The sequence below is a fragment of the Sorangium sp. So ce295 genome (assembly GCF_051527405.1).
In the GTDB taxonomy this organism is placed as follows: domain Bacteria; phylum Myxococcota_A; class Polyangia; order Polyangiales; family Polyangiaceae; genus Sorangium; species Sorangium cellulosum_B.
On sequence record NZ_CP150324.1, the window covers coordinates 3,157,311 to 3,174,044 of the forward strand.

Here is a 16,734-nt window from a genome sequence, read left to right on the forward strand (position 1 = left end):
CGCGGCGCACCGCCTGCTCCACCCCGCGTTCCGCTTGTCCATCACGCGACATGTCGGTCTTCACCTCATTCGCCTAGACAGCTCTTGACCTTCTCGAGGAGCTCGAGGGAGTCGATGGGCTTCGTGATGTAGTCGGAGCAGCCACAGCGAAACCCCTCTTCCCTGTGCGAGACCTCGCCTCGGCTCGTGACGAGGACAATGGGCGTCTCCCGCGTCGCCTCCTCCGATCGCAGCCTCCGGCAGGCCTCGAATCCATCCATGGCCGGCATGATCACGTCGAGCAGGATCAGATCAGGTCGCTCGGCGAGCGCCCTGGCCACCGCCGCGCTGCCGTCCTTGGCAGTGACCACGTCATAGCTCTTCCGGAGGATCATCTGCTCCATCATCAGGACGGTCTCCGAGTCGTCCACCAGCAGGATCTTCTTTCGAGACACCACCGCCTCCCCTCGCAGGCAACGAAGGCCACTCGAGCGCTCGCCCGCGCGGCTCGCACGCCCCCTCTCCCCAAGGGGCGTCGCCTTTGCCCAAGGTACGATCGGGTCACGCCTCAAGTAAACATCAATCGAGGCAAGAACACTCGGACATACAGCATCTTTCTATTGAGCTGACGGGCTGGCGGGCCGGCGGGTCGGCGCGCCGGCCCCGACCTCCTCGACAGCGCGGGTGCGAGGGCCGGACGCCACCGCGAGAGCGTCGGTGTCTGGCGGAGGCGCAAAGACCCTTCGGAAGGTGACGAAACAAAGGCCCGAGTGTTGTACAACCGCTTACGACGTGGGCGGACACGCCAGAGCTCCGGGCTCCCATGGGTCGGGAGGCGGTCTTCTTCATTCCATCGTCAAGAAGGATCCCGCTTCATGGCGCGACCGGCTCCCAGCGGGCCAGCGGCCCTCCGGGAATGACGCCTCCCGAGAGGGGCACGCTCGATCTCACGGCGAACGCGCCGTCCAGCGTGTGAAGGACGCCGGGCCCCGGGCGGTGGAAGCGCGGATCGACGGCCAGCCCGCGCGCGGCCCACTCCGCTGGTGTGTAGACAACGATGTCGTCTCGATCCGGGCGCGTGAAGGCGGGAGCGTAGCCGCCCAGATGGATCAGGGGCGCCGCGCCGCCCGCGAATCCGTCCTCGATCTGCAGCTCGATCGGGTCGTCCGCCGCGTAGATGACGAGCGCTCGAAAGCGCGCCCCGGCCGCCACGCCGACCAGGGTCGCCTCCTCGAGGGCCAGGCAGAGGAACGCGTCGGGGTTGTCCGCGGTGATCTGCACGGTCCGCGGGGCGCTGTCGCCGCCTCGGCCCAGATAGCTTTGCACCTCCAGCTTGTCCGGCGTCGCGGCCGCGAGGGTCACCTGGTCCACGTCGGAGTCCGGCTGTACGAAGCGGCCGGTCGCGCCCGCGTAGCCGTCGAGACCGAGCGCGGCCGCGGTCGAGCGACAGGCCTGCACGCGGGCGGCGGCCTCGTCCGCGTCGGTCGCCGACAGCGCGAGGAGCGCGCCGTCGGCGCCGATCTCGATGCCCAGCGTGGCCGGGGGCAGCGGCGCGAGCTCGGTCACCGCGCCGTCGGCGAGGCTCACCGCGAACAAGGTGTCGCGCAGCACGAGCACCCGCTGGTTCGCGGCGTCGAACGCGAGATCCACCGCCCCGGCCAGCTCCGTGTCGAATAGCGGCACCACCGTCTTCGCGGCGGGATCGATGCTGAGCAGGGAGAACGACCTCGGTCCACCGAGCGCGTAGAGCCGATTCGTCGCCTCATCCCAGGTGAGCGGACCCACGGCGCCGCTGCCATCCACGGCGTCCTCGACGGCGCCGGTCGCGAGCGAGTAGGACGAGATCGACCCGGCGCGGTTGACGAAGAGCGCCCGCGGGGTCGCGCCGCCCGACAGCCCCGTGACCTCGAGCTCCGCCAGCGGCAGCGCGCTGCCCGAGCCCGGATCGAGCGTGGCGAGGACCGGACGCCCCTCGAAGGAGCCCGCCATCACCAGCGTTTCGCTCGCCGTGGGCGTACGGCCGCACGTCCCGCCGGCGCCCTGCTCGAAGTTCGCGGCGCAGAGGTCACAGCGCTCCCCCGTGTATCCGAGGACGCAGACGCAGCGCGCGAAGCCGATCGAATCGTCGCAGCTGCCGTGCTCGCCGCAGCGGACGCCGGCCCCGTCGCAGGAGGGCAGGCAAGCGCCCGTCGTCGAATCCTGCTGGTAGCCTTCGGCGCAGCTCGCGCAGCCGATCCCGCCGTACCCCTCGGCGCACCCGCAGCGGGCGCCCGTGTCCGTGTCGACGCAGATCTGGTTCGTGCTGCAGGTGAAGCCGGAGGCGGCGCACGTGGGCACGCAGCCCGTCCCGCTGTCCCGATAGCCGAGCGCGCAGCGCGAGCAGTCGTCGCCGGTGTACCCCGTCGGACATTCGCACAGCGCCGTGCCGCCCGCGTCCGAGCAGCGGCTCGGCGCCTTGCAGTCGAGCTGGGCCTCCGCGCAGGTGGGGCGGCAGTCGCCGTTCGCGTCGTTGTCCTGGTAGCCGCTCTGGCATTGATCGCACAGCCGACCTTCGTACAGCGCCTCGCACGCGCATTCGTCCGCGCCGGCCGTCGCGACGCACGTGCCGTGCGGACCGCACCGCTCCGGGTTGACAGCGCAGTCGAGCGGGATGAGCGCGCAGCGGTTGTCGACCAGCTTGTAACCGGACGCGCACGTCGTGCACTCGGTGCCGACGAACCCCTCGGTGCACACGCAGGTCGGGCCCAGCGCCGCGCTGACGCACTCCTGCCGGGCGCTGCACATCTCGACGCCGCAGCTCAGAAAGCCAGAAACCGAGTCCTCGCACCCCGGAAGGGAGAGGAGCAGGAGCGGCCAGGAGACGCGCAGGACCTTCATGGCACCTCCGCTACCCACGCAAGCGCGTTGCCCGCAGGCTCGTGCGGGAGGCGGACCTCGAGGGTGGCCTGAGACGCCCAGTCCATCAGCGCGAGGGTGGCGGCGCGCCGCTCGGGGAAGTTCGTGATGCTGTCGAGGGCCAGCGCTTCCCACGAGGCCGTGTCGTGCCCGGTGATGCCTTCGATCGGCCCCGAGACGCTGAGGCCCTCATTGGTGTGGACGATGAAGCTGTAGCTGGCGTCGGCGGGGCGCGCCGTCGCGTCGACGCTCACCGCTCGGCCCGGCGCGGCGACCAGGAGGAAGCCGGCCCGGAGGCTCGGGGACAGCGCGATCTCGAGCTCGGCCGCCCCGCCGCCTCCGTCGTCGACGACACACACGGCCGCGTCGGGGTGGTCGACCGCGATGGTCACCGCGTCGATCGGCTGGGTGCTCAGATCGGCCACGATCAGCGCCGGATCCGCGCCCTCGTACGCCAGCGTGAGCGGCGCCGTGCTCCCGCCGCCGGCGTCGACGACGCGGTTCGCATGCCACGCCGGGACGGCGCCGAAGCGCGCGAGGGCCCCGGCGCAATAACGCAGGAGTCGGTCCTCACGGCTCTCCGCGTCGCTGCGGAGCAAATAGGCGCGCGCGCTTCCGGGATCGAAGGCCATGGCGAGCCAGTCGGAGCCCTGCGCCTGGCCGACGAGCTCCGGCGTGGAATCAGCGAGCTCGAAGGTCGCGCCCGCCTCGTCCAGCCCGAGGATCCTCGCGCGGCCCGGGTCGTACTCGAGCGCGCGAGCGCCCACAGCGGAGAGCTCCTCGGCCTGGAACGTGTCGAGATCGATCTCGTAAATGGCGTCCGCCGAGGCGGAGAGCGCCCTGTTTCCGGCTGGATCCAGCGACAGCGCGCTCCCGAGATCGACGTCGGCGCTCGTGAGATCCATGACCGCACCGGAAGCGAGATCGAGGGTCGCCAGGCGCCCGCCGTTCAGCGCGAACACGCGACCGGAGCCCGCGTCATAGGCGACGTCGGTCACGGTGCTCGGCACGCTCGCCAGAGGGCGGAACGACCAGCCGGGCGGGACGAGCGCGCCGAGGACGCGCTCGGAGCCGACGATGGACAGCGTCAGCAGCGATGGTGCCGAGAGCGCGGCCACGCACTGGCCGGCGTCGTTCTGCGTGAGCCCTGACTCGCAGCGCTCGCAGCTTTCGCCCGCGTGCCCCGGATCGCAGCGACACGCGGCCCCGCTCGCCGTCTCCTCGCAGACTCCCGCCTCGCCGCAGTCGACGTCGGGGGCGTTGCAGGTCGGGACACAGTCGGACCCGATCAGCGCGGGCCGGTATCCCTCCCGGCACGGATTGCATCCAGGCCGGTCGTCTCCCGGCGCGCAGGTGCAGACGCGGCCTTCGCCGCAGTCGGGCGGCGGGGCCTTGTCGCCGTCGTCTGCACACCCGACGACCAGCGAAAGGGCCATCGCCGAGAGCCCGTAGCGCAACGTCATTTCCCTATCCCGACGGTGACCATGAGCCAGAACCTCCACGCGCTGTAGTCGTACGTCTGCTTGGCTCGCCAGCTCGGTCCCTCCGCGTCGACCCCGAACAGGCGATAATCGACGTGCTGGACGAGGAGCTCGGCGCCGATGGTGTTGAGGCGCGACGTGCGGAAGACAGGGCCGACCTGGAACCCGTAGATCCAGCTGAAGCGGGTCGGATAGGTCACGTCGCACTCGCTGACTTGCCCGCGGGCCCGCAAGTCGTCACACAAGCTCTCGTAGGCCTCGCCGTCCCTGCCTTGCGCGCTGCCGTCGTGCGCGAACAGGAACTCCGGACCGGCGAAGGCGCCCAGTCGGAGCGCGAGGGACTCCGTCGCGGGGACCGCGACGCCGAGCATGAAGGGGGTCGCGAACTCCCAGCCGATGCCCCGCTCCGGCACGGTGGGCTCTCGTCCTTCGAGGGTCGTGCCCGTGGTGAACCAGAAGCCAAACCCGAGGCTCACGGGCTCGGGCCCGAACATCAGATCGAGGCCGAGCAGCACCGGCGTGTGATCGTCGACGTCCTCCCTCCCGGAGCGCAAGGACAGCGGGCAGCTGCCGGCGCATTGGCCCTGAAAATTCAGCGTGCCGCTCGCGTACGCGCCGTAGCCGAAGCGAAACACGGACAAGGGCACGCTCCGCGGCTTCCTCTTGGCCGGAGGCGCTGGCTTCGACGGCGCGTCAGCGGTGGGGGCCGGCGGGGGAATGGACGGTGGAGGCTCAGGGGCCGGCGGGGGCATGAACGGTGGAGGCCCAGGCGGGTAAGGCTGCGATGGATAGGTATACGGATACGGGGTTCGATACGGATACGGATACGGATACGGGTATGGATACGGATACGGATACGGGTATGGATACGGCTGGGCGGCGCTCGGAGGAGGCGGCGCGGGCTGCTCCGGTTCAGGCTGTGCAGGGGCGGGCGGCGGAGCTTCCGCGGGCGCGAGCTGTGGCGGAGGAGGCGGAGCCGGCGCTGGCTGTGTCGGTGCAGGGGGCGCGGGGGCGGGCTCAAAGGCGCTCGAGTCGGGCGCCTGAGCGAATGCCCGCGCGCTCATGATCAAGCCGAGGCACTGCACGTGCCAGAAGACCCCCCTTCGCGAGGTGCGCCGCCGTCGGGTTTTCACCACTTCCTCATCCTAGAGCTCGGGCGCGAGCTGAAGCAAGGGCCAAGCCAGCGTCGTATCCGCTGCATCTGCTGCAAAACCCGCCGCGTGCCTCGCGAAGACCACGACATCCGTGTCGTTGGCCCTCTCGACGAGCTGTCGAGTCCCAGCTTCGACCTCTTCGATCGTCATGGAGGCCCACGCTACCGTGTTCGACGCTGGAGCCTCGTTGATCCTGGGTGAGCTCGGCCTGGCGCTCTCTGCTGTGTGCCCCGCGTCGCGGCCGCGGAGCTTGGCCGAGCAGCCGGCCGGTGGTACCAGGACACGATGGACGTGAGAGCTGGGGCGCCCTCCCAGGATCCTGCGCGCACGGCGCTGCTGATCATCGACATGCAGAACGACTTCCTCGCGGAGGGAGGCGCGTTCTCGAAGCGCCACTGCGATCCGCACCAGCTCGCGCAGACCGTGGCCTGGCTCGCGCGCGCGGCGCGCGCGCAGGGGCGGGTCGTGGTGTGGGTGACGTCGGTCTACGGCGAGATCGACGCGGCGCCGGACGCGCTCCGCGGGCAGACGCACACCGGCAGCGCGTGCTGCGCCCGCGGCACGTGGGGCGCCGAGCTGTTCCCGGCGCTCGTCCCGGTGCGCGCCGAGCGCCCCGCGGGGACCGCGGAATGGCACGTCGAGAAGCGCTGGTATTCGGCGTTCCGCGACACCGAGCTGCACGCCCGGCTGGCGGAGGCGGGCGTGACCGGCGTGGTCCTGTGCGGCGTCGCGACCAACGTGTGTGTCCTCGCCGCCGCCCGCGACGCGCGCCGGCTCGGCTATGACGTCGACATCCTCGGGGACGCGACCGCGGCGGGGACCGCGGGCAAACAGGCCGTGGCGCTGCGCGAGATCGAGGGCCTCGGCGGCCGGCGCCGCAGCTGGGCCGACCTGCTCTCGGACGGACCCGGGCCGGTGCACATCGCCGGCATCGGCGCGGGCGAGACGGCGCTGTGGTGCGGCGCCCTCGACGAGCGCCTCGCCGGGGACGCCGGCGCCTTCGCCGCTGTCGAGCGCGAGGTCGCCTGGACGACGATGCGCCACCGCGGAGGGGAGGTGCCCCGCCTGGTCGCGATCCAGGGCGAGCGCTCGCCCGACGGCGCCATGCCGCTCTATCGCCACCCGGTCGACGAGCAGCCCGAGCTCTGCCCCTTCACCCCCGCCGTCGACCGCATTCGCAGGGAGGTCGAGCGTCGCGTCGGACACCCGCTCAACCATTGCCTGCTCCAGCTCTACCGCACGGGACGCGACTGGATCAGCGAGCATTCCGACAAGACGCTCGACCTCGTGCGCCCGTCGTTCATCGTCAATGTCTCGCTCGGACGACAGCGCACCATGGTGCTCCGGCCCAAGCGCGCCGAGGACGGGAATGCTGTCCAGAAGGTCCCTCTGCCGCACGGCTCGCTGCTCGTCATGGACCTGGAGACGAACCGCCGTTTCTATCACGCCATTCGCCAGGAGGGGGACACGGAGGGTGAGGGCGACGGCCATGTGTCGCCATCGCGCATCTCGCTCACGTTCCGGCACATCGGCACGTTTCACGATCCGGCGACCGGCGCTGTCTGGGGCGTCGGCGCGCCCGCGTCCGATCGCCCCGAGGCCGAGGCGCGCGCCCGAGCCCGAGCCGCGGTCCCCGAGCCGGAGCGCGAGGCGGCGGAGCGCGGCGAGGCAGAGCGGATGTTGCAGCTCTTCCGCGCCGAGAACGTCGACCCCACCTTCGATGTCGCCGCGTACCGCCCGGGCTTCGAGGCGCTCAACTTTCGCACGCTCCGCGCGTCGCACGAGCCCGGGGGCGACCGATGAGCGCTCAGCGCACGGTGTACTTCGTGAACGGCTCGATCTCGAGCTGGCGCGTCCTGATGGCGGCTCACGAGAAGGGCCTCGCCTTCGAGGCGCGCCGCCTCCGCGTGATGCGGGAGCCCCGCGAGACGCGCACCCCGGAGTTCCTGGCCCTCAACCCGCGGGGCCAGGCCCCGGTGCTCGTGGAGCCCGACGGCGCCGCCATGAACGAGTCGCTGGCGATCCTGACGTACCTCGAGCTGCGGTATCCCGACCCGCCGCTCCTCCCGCCGCTCGCCGAGCCCGGGGCGCTCGCCCGCGCGCTCGCCTTCGCGCAGGAGTCCGAGGCCACGGCGTGTGTCTACGACCCGCTGGAGGGCCTCTTCGAGGCTGGCCCGGAGGCCGTGTCGCCGGACCGGCGAGCAGCCATCCTGGGCGCGCTCTCGGGGGTGGAGCGGGAGCTCGCGCTGTGGGACGCGCGGGCCCAGAAGACACGGTTCATCGCGTCGGACGCCTTCACGCTCGCCGACTGCGCGTTCTACCCGGTGCTCGCCTACATGCAGCGGCGCGGGCTGTCGCTCGCCGGTCATCCGGCGCTCGACGCCTACGAGCGCCGCGTGCGGGATCGCCCCTCGGCGGTTGCCTCGTACCCCGAGGGCTGGTCCCACGACCGGGCGCGCCCCGACCTGTTCGCCCAGGCGCGGGCGCTCGCCGCCGCGACGTAGCGCGGCCGCCCCGCTGATCGTCGGCTGAAGGCGGCCCGCTCGATGCGTGAGCAGGTCGGCGATAGCCTCAGATAATCTGAAGTCACCCACAGCCCGACCTGGGCGGCGCCCGGCTCCGCAAACGCGTGAGTCCGATGGATTCAGGGTGCTTGAGCCGGCGCGGTCGTCGCGAGGGGTGGCTCACCGGAGCGCGCCTGCGCTCTGACGCCGCTGTCATGCATCGTGCCGGAATGGCGCGTCGATGGGCGCCCGAACCAGACCAAGCGTGCGTCGCGGCGTTGGCACTGAAGCTGCACGCCGCGCGGCAGGACGCGGGGCGAGGACGTGTCGCGATCCTGCGCGAACCTGAGCGCCCGGCGTTCGAAGGAGGGATGGCATGAACCGATTCTTTGGCTTCATCATGACGGTCGCGTCGGGAATCGCGATGGTCGGCTGCGCAGAAATCGGCGGGAGCGACATGGCCTCTTTCGGCGGCTCCGGCGAGTTCGGCGCGACGCCGGGGGGTGTGAAGGATATGGGCCTCGCACGGGGCCTCGTCGAGAACGGCAGGGTGCCGCCGGCCGAGGCGTTCGTCGTCGAGGCGATGTTCTCGGAGCACGATTTGCCGCTCGAGGGCGCGCCGTGCGCGACGCTCCTCTGCGTGCGCGCGGCGATGGGGATTGCCCCGGACGCGCAGGGCGAGAGCGCCGCGTGGGTGCAGGTCGGCATGTCGTCGACGATCGATCCCGAGACGTTCAAGCGGCCGTCGATGGCGATCGTCGCGACGGTCGACGTATCCGGCTCGATGTCGTGGGGCTACGGCGATGGCGAAGGCGGGATGCCCGCGGCGATCGCCCGCTCGCTCCTCGGGAATGTGGCGAGCAGCCTCGACGCGGACGACCGCTTCGCGCTCGTCACGTATGGCTCGTCGGTGAGCACGCCGCTCGACTGGACGCAAGGGGACGACCCCGAGATCAAGGAGACCATCGACGAGCTCTCGGAGAACGGCTCCACCAACATGGAGGCAGGCCTCATTCGGGCGTACGAGCTCGCGCGCGAGGCGAAGGGCACGGCCGACGAGGTCCGCGTCATGCTCTTCACCGACGTTCAGCCGAACGTGGGAGCCATCGACGGCAGCGAGTTCGAGCGCCTGGTCGCGGAGGGCGCGGAAGACGGCATCGGGATCACCGTCTTCGGCCTGGGCCTGGGGCTGGGCGTCGAGGTCATGAACCGGATGTCGCACCTGCGCGGAGCCAACGCCTTCAGCCTGATGGACGCCGGCGAGGTAGGGCCCTTCATGGAAGACAACTGGCCGTGGATGGCGACGCCGATCGCCCATGATCTCAGCCTCGTCGCGACCCCTTCGCCGGGCCTCTCTCTCTCCCACGCGTATGGCTTCCCCACAGGGGAGGCCGGCGCGACGTCGATCGCCTCGCTCGACGTGGCGAGCGTGTTCCTCAGCAAGCGCAAGGGGGCGCTGCTCCTGTCCCTCACGCCGGCGTCGCCAGAGGAGATCGCCGGGTCGGAGGTGGAGGTCGCGCTCAGTTACGTCGACGGCTCGGGAGAGCCGGTCACGAGCTCCCTCTCGGCGCGTTATGACGGCGAGGCGCTCGACGAGCGCGGCGTGGTGATGCCGCAGGCGAGCGTCGACAAGACGGTGGCGCTCGCGCTCCTCGTGCAAGCGATGCACGACGCGGCGCAAGCGTACGGCTCGGACCCCGCCGCGGCGATTGCCACCCTGGAGCCCGCGCTCGAGCGCTTCGCGGCCGACGCGGCGGCGATCGGAGACGCCGGCATCGACGCGGAGGCGGCGTTCTGGCCCGCGCTCCTGGACCTCATGAAGGCGGACGCCCCTCGAGGAGATCTTTATGGTGAGTTCAGCGACAACTGACGCTCTCCGTCGGCTCGCGATACGGCGCCTCGTGCCTGCATCTGCATCCACCGAGCGGTGATGACCGCGGCCACGAGCGCGGCGATCGTCGTGACCAGGAGCGGCGCGGCGCCGTCGCCGGACATGTGCGCGCGAGAGACGTTGTCGAGGTGGATGCCGAGGTGCGCCGCCCACGCGACGAGCACGCTGCCGCCGGATCGGAGGTGCAGCGCCGTCATCAGCACGCTGAGCGACGTGATGAACACGAGGCTGAGCGCCCACGACCACCAGGGCACGCCCGGCAGGCACAGGGCGGGCAGGTGCCAGAAGGTCCACGCGACGCCGAGGACGAGGCTGGCGCGCACGGGTCCCTGCGCCGGAAGGAGCCGCCGGAGGGCATAGCCGCGCCATCCCAGCTCCTCCCCCAGCGGGGCGAGCACGGCGATACCGCGGTGTTCCGGTGTGACAGGCGTATATAGGAGCGTCGCCGGAAGGCTCCCGCCGGCGAGCGCCAGCAGCGCGAGGCCGAGGAGGTGCAGCGCCGCCGGCATGCACAGCGCGAGCGGCGCGTAGCCCCAGCCCGCCGGGGCGGGGTGGGGTGACAGGAGCCCCGAGAGCCCCGCTCGACCTCCCTCCTTCCAGGCGCACACCATGGCCGCGAGCGAGGGGCCGACAGCGCCGAGCACGAGCGGCGCCATGGCGACGCCGGGAGGGATGCCGGCGCCCCACTGCTGGAGCAGCAGGGGCAGCTGGCAGAGCCATGTGATGGCGTACGCGAGGACGAAGAACCGGGCCACGGAACGAGGCATGGACCGGCGGGACAGCGGCGCGCGCAGGATGTTCCGCGCGAGACTCGCGACGGAGAAAGTCGCCCCGCTCGACACGAAGGCCGGGATCGGGTCGGGGGCCGGGCTCCGCTCGGAGCTCCCGTCCCGAGCGCGGGCCTCGCGCCGCCGCATGTGTGGTCCGCTGTCAACCCCGCAGCACGAAGTCGATATCGCCCGTGTCTGCGCAGGTCCCTGGAGGAGGTGATGCGCCGGCCGCGGTGCCCAGGGTGCGCCGTGGTCACGAATGTGCGGGACGGTCGTCAAGGCGCCTTTGCGACCCGCTGGCGTCGTCGACGGCTGTAATCGTTTGTCATCGTCGCTGTGACGGCACCTGTGATAGGCGTGTTTGCCGGGCGATCGGATCTGCACCTTGCCCCCGTGCGCTCCGGTGCGAGCGCCCCGAGACCCAGGAGGAACCATGCGCCGTCGCGGCAAAATTGGCTTCTTGTTATTCCGTACGCTTGGCTTGTTACTCGGCTGCGTGCTGCTGCCCGATGCGGCGCACGCGGCCACCACCGCGATCACGTACACCATTGGCCACGCGGACTGCGGCGTGAACAGCTTCGCGCTGTACATGAACGGCGCGCTGCTCGACACCGTACCCAGCTCGAACGACTGCTTCTGCAACAGCACGCCGCTCCAGGTGAGCATCACCGATCCGGCGTTGCTCGAGCTCTACAACCCCGCGAGCTGTAACGACTTCCAGGTCGAGACGGTCGGTGACGATGCCGTTGCGTGGGGCCACGTGCGCGTCGACGTCGCGTCGGACGAGGGGGCGGCGTCAGCGTGCCTGTTCGACGGCGACCCGGCCAACACCCGCCCGAGCTGCGCCGATCGGGAGCTCTGCGGCAGCTACACGTTCGACGTCGGCTCCGTGGGGAGCGCGGACGTGGATGGCGACGGCCTCGCGGTGGGCGCGGGCCAGGGATGCGACAACTGCGGCGCGACCGCCAACCCGGATCAGGGCGATGTGGATGGCGACGGGTTCGGCGACGCCTGCGACGACTGCGCGGGGCCGGGGGTGTCTGACAGCGACGGCGATGGGCTCTGCAATGGGAGCGACAACTGCTACTACGACTACAACCCGGACCAGAGCGACGCCGACGGCGATGGCGTGGGCGATGTCTGCGACGCCTGCGCGGGGTCGGGGGTGTCTGACAGCGACGGCGATGGGCTCTGCGATGGCGCGGACAACTGCTACTACGCCTACAACCCGGACCAGCGCGACGGCGACGGCGACCGGGTGGGCGACGTCTGCGACAACTGCGCGGAGGCGCCGAACCCCGGCCAGGAAGACCGCGACGGGAACGGCCGCGGTGATGCGTGCGACGCCTGCTACGCCGCCGGGAGCACCGACTGGGACACCGACGGGGTCTGCGACACGGTCGACAACTGCGTGGGCTACACCAACCCCGACCAGGCCGACAGCGACGGCGACGGGACCGGCGACGTCTGCGACTACTGCGCAGGATCGGGTTCGTACGACAGCGACGGTGATGGCGCCTGCGATGGCGCGGACAACTGCTACACCTATTACAACCCTGACCAGAGCGACGGCGACGGCGACGGGGTGGGCGACGTCTGCGATTACTGCGCTGGGCCGGGGGTGTACGACAGCGACGGTGATGGCGCCTGCGATGGCGCGGACAACTGCTACTATGCGTACAACCCGGACCAGAGCGACAGCGACGGCGACGGGGTGGGCGACGTCTGCGACAACTGCGCGGAGACGCCGAACCCCGGCCAGGAAGACAGCGACTGGAACGGCCGAGGCGACGCGTGCGACGCCTGCTACGCCTCCGGGGGCTTCGACTCGGACGGCGACGGCGCCTGCGACTCGGCCGACAACTGCTATTATGCCTCCAACCCCGACCAGGCGGACAGCGACGGCGACGGGGTGGGCGACGTCTGCGATAACTGCGCGGAGACGCCGAACCCCGGCCAGGAAGACAGCGACTGGAACGGCCGAGGCGACGCGTGCGACGCCTGCTACGCCTCCGGGGTTTTCGACTCGGATGGCGACGGGGCCTGCGACACGGTGGACAATTGCTATTTCAACTTCAACCCCGACCAGGCGGACAGCGACGGCGACGGGGCCGGCGACGTCTGCGATTCCTGCGCGGGATCGGGGTGGTTCGACAGCGATGGTGATGGCGCCTGCGATGGCGCAGACAACTGCTTCACCTATTACAACCCTGACCAGAGCGACACGGACAGCGATGGCATCGGCGACGTCTGCGATTACTGCGCAGGATCAGGGGCGTACGACAGCGACGGCGATGGCGCCTGCGATGGGGCGGACAACTGCTATTATTACAACCCTGACCAGAGCGACGCGGACGGCGACGGGATCGGGGACGCCTGCGACTACTGCGCAGGATCGGGGTCGTACGACAGCGACGGCGATGGGTCCTGCGATGGGGCAGACAACTGTTATTATTACAACCCTGACCAGAGCGACGCGGACGGCGACGGGATCGGGGACGCCTGCGACTACTGCGCGGGCCCGGGGGTGTACGACAGCGACGGCGATGGGCTCTGCGAAGAGGCGGACAACTGCTATTACGTCTCCAACCCCGACCAGAGCGACGCTGACGGCGACGGCCTGGGCGACGCCTGCGACAACTGCGCGGAGACGCCGAACCCCGGCCAGGAAGACAGCGACTGGAACGGCCGAGGCGACGCGTGCGACGCCTGCTACGCCGCCGGGAGCACCGACTCGGACGGCGATGGGGCCTGCGACTCAGCGGACAACTGCTACTATGCCGCCAACCCTGACCAGAGCGACGCCGACGGCGACGGCCTGGGCGACGCCTGCGACAACTGCGCGGAGACGCCGAACCCCGGCCAGGAAGACAGCGACTGGAACGGCCGAGGCGACGCGTGCGACGCCTGCTACGCTTCCGGAGATCCCGACTGGGATGCCGACGGGGTCTGCGACACGGTGGACAACTGCGCGGGCTACACCAACCCCGACCAGGCGGACAGCGACGGCGACGGGCGCGGCGACGTCTGCGACTACTGCGCAGGATCGGGGTCGTACGACAGCGACGGTGATGGCTCCTGCGATGGGACAGACAACTGCTACTACTATTACAACCCGGACCAGAGCGACGCGGACAGCGATGGCATCGGCGACGTCTGCGACTACTGCGCAGGATCGGGATTGTACGACAGCGACGGCGATGGGCTCTGCGACGGCGCGGACAACTGCTATTACTTCTTCAACCCGGATCAGAGCGACGCCGACGAGGACGGCGTGGGCGACGTCTGCGACAACTGCGCGGAGACGCCGAACCCCGGCCAGGAAGACAGCGACTGGAACGGCCGAGGCGACGCGTGCGACGCCTGCTACGCCGCCGGGGATTCCGACTGGGACTCCGACGGGACCTGCGACTCGGCGGACAACTGCGTGGACAACACCAACCCCGACCAGGCGGACAGCGACGGCGACGGCGTGGGCGACGCCTGCGACTCCTGCGCAGGATCGGGGGCGTACGACAGCGATGGAGATGGGCTCTGCGACGGGAATGACAGCTGCCCGTTCAGCTACAACCCCGACCAGGCGGACCGCGACGGTGACGGCCACGGCGACGCCTGCGATCCCTGCGGCGCGATCATCGACAACGGCAGCGTCCAGCTCGGCGTCAACTGCGAGGGCCACCTGAACCACCCGTTCCCCGGGGATCCTCTGGGCCTCGGGTACCTGGGGCTGCGTTACCTGCCCACGACCAACCCGTCGGTCGAGCCGGGCGCGCAGGCCGAAGGGTGGGGCGTCGGCGACGCCACCTCCGGGGTGACCGGTTACGCGAACGTGTCCCAGGACGGCGGCGCCGTGAACATGACGGTCCTGAGCTTCTCGTCCACGGGGAGCACCGCGGTCTCCACGGTCCAGGTGGGCTCGACGTTCATCGTCACCCACGACTACCGCCCGTCGGCGCTGACCCCCTGGCTCTACGAGGTGGTCGTGACCATCGACAACATCAGCCCGGATCCGGTGGATCTGCGTTACCGGCGCGTCATGGACTGGGACACCTATCCCACGCCGTTCGACGAGTACGTGACCATCGATATGGGGACGGCCCCGGAGCTGTTCCGCACGGACACCAATGGATTCAACAGCGCCAACCCGTTCTCGTTCAGCAGCTTTCAGCCTGGCCCGGTGACCGACGCGGGCCCGACCGATCACGGCGCGCTCTTCGACTTTGACTTCGGCGAGCTCGCGCCCGGCGAGAGCAAGGTCTTCAAGACGTTCTACGGCGCCGCCGGCACCGAGGACGACGCCCGGAGCGCCCTGGCCGCCGTCGCGGCCGAGGCCTACTCGTTCGGCCAGCCGAACACCGCCGGCGGACCGGAGCTCGGGGAGCCGAACACGTTCGTCTTCGCTTATGCGAGCGTCGCCGACGCGCCTGTCTGCGGCGACGGCATCGTCGACGACGGCGAGGAGTGCGACGACGGCAACACCGACGGCGGCGACGGCTGCGACGCCGACTGCACCGTCGGCTGCCCCGACGCGGACGGCGACGGCTATTGCGACGTCACCTGCGTGACGATCCGGCGGGGCGTCCACGGCCAGGTGGCGGACTCGACGATCTGGGCGCTGTACCCGAGCTACAACGAGGGCAGCTCACCCTACCTCCACACGGGGCTGAGCAGCGGCGCGGAGAAGAACGCGCTGTATCGCTTCGCGCTCGACTCCATCCCGTACGGCGCCACGGTCGAGTCGGCCACGTTCAGCACGACGCTCTACAGCTCCGGCACGGGCGAGATCCGGGTGCACCGCATCAGCAGCGCCTGGGAGGAGTCCACCGTCACCTGGAGCAGCTTCGCCGACGGCTTCGAGCCGGCCGTCGAGGCGACGTTCGTCGGGGCGTCGTCGGGCGTCGCGACCGTCGACCTGACAGCGCTCGTCCAGGCGTGGGTCGACGGCGTGCACCCGAACCACGGTCTGCTCCTGGAGGAGGACCTGACGGCGCTCACCAGCTACCGTTCGAGCGAGCACGGCATTCTCACCAACCGCCCCTCGCTCGAGGTGTGCTTCTACTGACCGCCCTCTGACCCTGGCCGCTTCCGCCGTCGGCAGCGACCGCCACGGCGGCCAGGGTCATCTCCGATCGTCGCCAGGGGCTCACCGCCCGCGCGTGCGCCCGAGCAGCGAACGCAGGATCTCCTCCGCATGCGTCCACAGCAGCGACCCTCCCGCCTCCGGGAGCACGCGCCGCTCTGCCGCGCGCAGCCGCCCCGCGAGCGACGCCCCGAAGTCCGGCGAGTGCACAGCGCTCGTGTCCCGCGCGCCGTACCACAGATCGACCGGCGCGCGGATGCTCGCCGGATCGAACGGCCACGGGCTCATCGTGAGCACCGTGTCGCGCGCGTAGCCGGCCGGCCCCTGCGAGAACGCCTCATCCATCGCGCGCCGGTAAGCGCGCTCGAACACCGGGGCGGTGTACACCGCGCGGTCGACGTCCGGGAGCGTCGAGATGACGAAGCCCCACATCGCCTCGGCGCTGAACCCGCCGAAGAACGCCTCCGCGCGCCCAGCTTCGGTCGCCACCAGCTCCACGAGCCGCCGCACGTCCGGCGCCAGCGCATCGGCGAACACCGGATTCGCCAGCTCATCGGTCCCCGCGACCACGGCCACGCCATCCACGACGCCGGCCGCGGCGCAGGCCAGGGCGAACGGCGCGCCCGCCGAGAACCCGACGGCCGCCACGCCGGACAGCTGCCGCGCCTCGAGGAAGCGCCGTATGTCCTGCGCCCAGTCGCCGAGCGTGCGGCCCGGGGCCTGGTCCGACGCCCCGAGCCCCGGGCGATCCACGGAGATCAGCCGCACGCCGAGCCCGTCGACGACGTCACCCCCGAACCCCATCGACCGGCCCGTGGCGCCGCCGGGGCAGAGCAGCACGGGGATGCCGTCCTCAGGTCCCCATTCCGCCCAGCCCAGCTGCCGGCCGTCTGGAAGCGCCGTCTTCCCGAGCCGGACCGGCTCCACCACGCCGCTGATCATGGGGCCCCAAGGTAGTTGACCTGCACCGAGGATGCCAG

The 16,734-nt window shown here is 70.7% G+C and carries 10 protein-coding genes; 4 read left to right on the forward strand and 6 right to left on the reverse strand.

Translation table 11 applies throughout. The annotated features are described in order from the left end of the window. Window positions 1-65 precede the first annotated feature (65 nt). The 4 genes from WMF11_RS12255 to WMF11_RS12270 form a co-directional block, all read right to left on the reverse strand. Entirely contained in the window at window positions 66-434 is a 369-nt protein-coding gene (locus WMF11_RS12255; protein WP_437299247.1) for a response regulator, read from the reverse strand. 418 nt (window positions 435-852) lie between these two features. Further along, on the reverse strand, window positions 853-2,856 hold the full coding sequence (locus WMF11_RS12260) for a hypothetical protein (protein ID WP_437977598.1): 2,004 nt from the start codon (window positions 2,854-2,856) through the stop codon (window positions 853-855). Next, window positions 2,853-4,337: a hypothetical protein gene (locus WMF11_RS12265; protein ID WP_437977599.1), complete on the reverse strand. Its 1,485-nt coding sequence runs from the start codon at window positions 4,335-4,337 to the stop codon at window positions 2,853-2,855. Before WMF11_RS12265 ends, WMF11_RS12260 begins: the two co-directional genes overlap by 4 nt. Continuing rightward, on the reverse strand, window positions 4,334-5,002 hold the full coding sequence (locus WMF11_RS12270) for a hypothetical protein (protein WP_437977600.1): 669 nt from the start codon (window positions 5,000-5,002) through the stop codon (window positions 4,334-4,336). The genes WMF11_RS12265 and WMF11_RS12270 overlap by 4 nt, the downstream gene beginning before the upstream one ends. A 792-nt stretch (window positions 5,003-5,794) precedes the next feature. Between WMF11_RS12270 and WMF11_RS12275 the strand changes: the two genes are divergently transcribed. The 3 genes from WMF11_RS12275 (at window position 5,795) to WMF11_RS12285 (ending at window position 9,883) form a co-directional block, all read left to right on the forward strand. Continuing rightward, entirely contained in the window at window positions 5,795-7,312 is a 1,518-nt protein-coding gene (locus tag WMF11_RS12275) for an isochorismatase family protein (RefSeq protein ID WP_437977601.1), read from the forward strand. Further along, complete coding sequence (locus WMF11_RS12280; protein WP_437977602.1) at window positions 7,309-8,013, forward strand: glutathione S-transferase family protein; 705 nt, start codon at window positions 7,309-7,311, stop codon at window positions 8,011-8,013. Before WMF11_RS12275 ends, WMF11_RS12280 begins: the two co-directional genes overlap by 4 nt. Window positions 8,014-8,389: 376 nt before the next feature. After that, window positions 8,390-9,883, forward strand: a complete 1,494-nt coding sequence (locus WMF11_RS12285) for a vWA domain-containing protein (protein ID WP_437977603.1) — start codon at window positions 8,390-8,392, stop codon at window positions 9,881-9,883. Here the strand turns inward: WMF11_RS12285 and WMF11_RS12290 are convergent. Then, complete coding sequence (locus WMF11_RS12290; RefSeq protein ID WP_437977604.1) at window positions 9,859-10,671, reverse strand: CPBP family intramembrane glutamic endopeptidase; 813 nt, start codon at window positions 10,669-10,671, stop codon at window positions 9,859-9,861. The two genes, WMF11_RS12285 and WMF11_RS12290, sit on opposite strands and share 25 nt — an antisense overlap. Before the next feature lie 499 nt (window positions 10,672-11,170). Here WMF11_RS12290 and WMF11_RS12295 point away from each other — a divergent pair, with 499 nt between their 5' ends. Next, complete coding sequence (locus WMF11_RS12295; RefSeq protein WP_437977605.1) at window positions 11,171-15,736, forward strand: thrombospondin type 3 repeat-containing protein; 4,566 nt, start codon at window positions 11,171-11,173, stop codon at window positions 15,734-15,736. Between the two features lie 81 nt (window positions 15,737-15,817). Here the strand turns inward: WMF11_RS12295 and WMF11_RS12300 are convergent, their stop codons facing one another. Next, window positions 15,818-16,696 (reverse strand): alpha/beta fold hydrolase, encoded by an 879-nt coding sequence (locus WMF11_RS12300; protein WP_437977606.1) that lies wholly within the window; start codon window positions 16,694-16,696, stop codon window positions 15,818-15,820. Between the last annotated feature and the right edge of the window lie 38 nt (window positions 16,697-16,734).